The 1,617-nt window shown below is 56.2% G+C and carries 1 rRNA gene (only partly in view); it reads left to right on the top strand.

The window, feature by feature from the left end:
• The first annotated feature begins 57 nt into the window (after positions 1 to 57).
• A 23S ribosomal RNA gene (locus tag ACWCO2_RS36650) occupies positions 58 to 1,617 on the top strand; it runs 1,610 nt beyond the window's last position.

The raw sequence follows: 1,617 nt of genomic DNA, 5'->3' as shown, positions 1-1,617 counted from the left end.
GTGTGTTTTCTTCTGGTTGTTGTTTGAGAACTGTATAGTGAGTGCGAGCATCTTTGTGGCCAAGTTATGTAGGGCACATGGTGGATGCCTTGGTACCAGGGGCCGATGAAGGACGTGGTAGGCCGCGATAGTCCTCGGGGAGTTGTCAAACGAGCTGTGATCCGAGGGTGTCCGAATGGGGAAACCCAGCCCGAGTGATGTCGGGTTACTCATGCCTGAATATATAGGGTATGAGGGGGAACGCGGGGAAGTGAAACATCTTAGTACCCGTAGGAAGAGAAAACACTGGTGATTCCGTGAGTAGTGGCGAGCGAAAGCGGAAGAGGCTAAACCGTGCGCGTGGGATACCTGGTAGGGGTTGCGTGTGCGGGGTTGTGGGACATTGCTGGGCGGATCTACCAGTCTGCCAGCGTTGTGTTTCGTGTTAGTCGAATGGTGTGGGAAAGCCAACCGTAGTGGGTGAGAGTCCCGTAGGCGAAAATGCGATTCCGGCGTGTGGTGGTGTTCCCGAGTAGCAGCGTTTCCGTGGAGGGCGCTGTGAATCTGGCGGGACCACTCGCTAAGCCTAAATACCCCCTGGTGACCGATAGTGGATAGTACCGTGAGGGAATGGTGAAAAGTACCCCGGGAGGGGAGTGAAATAGTTCCTGAAACCGTGTGCCTGCAATCCGTCAGAGCCTGTTGAAGGGTGATGGCGTGCCTTTTGAAGAATGAGCCTGCGAGTTACTGCTGCGTGGCGAGGTTAACCTGTGTGGGGTAGCCGGAGCGAAAGCGAGTCTGAATAGGGCGTTTGAGTCGCGTGGTGTAGACCCGAAGCGGAGTGATCTACCCATGGCCAGGGTGAAGCGCGGGTAAGACCGTGTGGAGGCCCGAACCCACCAGGGTTGAAAACCTGGGGGATGAGTTGTGGGTAGGGGTGAAAGGCCAATCAAACTCCGTGATAGCTGGTTCTCCCCGAAATGCATTTAGGTGCAGCGTCATGTGTTGCTTGGGTGGGGTAGAGCACTGGTTGGTTGATGGGCCTTCACGGGTTACTGAGATCAGCCAAACTCCGAATACATCTGAGTTGAGCGTGGCAGTGAGACGGTGGGGGAGAAGCTTCATCGTCGAGAGGGAAACAGCCCAGAGCATCGGCTAAGGCCCCTAAGTGTGCGCTTAGTGGGAAAGGATGTGGGATCGCTGAGACAACCAGGAGGTTGGCTTAGAAGCAGCCACCCTTGAAAGAGTGCGTAATAGCTCACTGGTCAAGTGGTCCTGCGCCGACAATGTAGCGGGGCTGAAGCGCACCGCCGAAGCCATGCCGATCCAGTTTTTGCTGGGTTGGGTAGGGGAGCGTCCTGCATGCGGTGAAGCGCCGGCGTGAGCCTGGTGTGGAGTGTGTGGGAGTGAGAATGCAGGCATGAGTAGCGAGTGAAGAGTGAGAATCTCTTCCGCCGGATGACCAAGGGTTCCTGGGGAAGGTTCGTCCGCCCAGGGTGAGTCGGGGCCTAAGGCGAGGCCGACAGGCGTAGTCGATGGATAACGGGTTGATATTCCCGTACCCGTGCATACGCGTCCATAACGAAACGGTTGATACTAACCATCCGTCTGCTGTTGGATTCTTCGGATGAATTCAGT

The organism is Saccharopolyspora sp. NPDC002376, assembly GCF_053593195.1.
The sequence above is the reverse complement of the archived record's forward strand: the minus strand, read 5'-3'. Positions and strand labels throughout refer to the sequence as shown.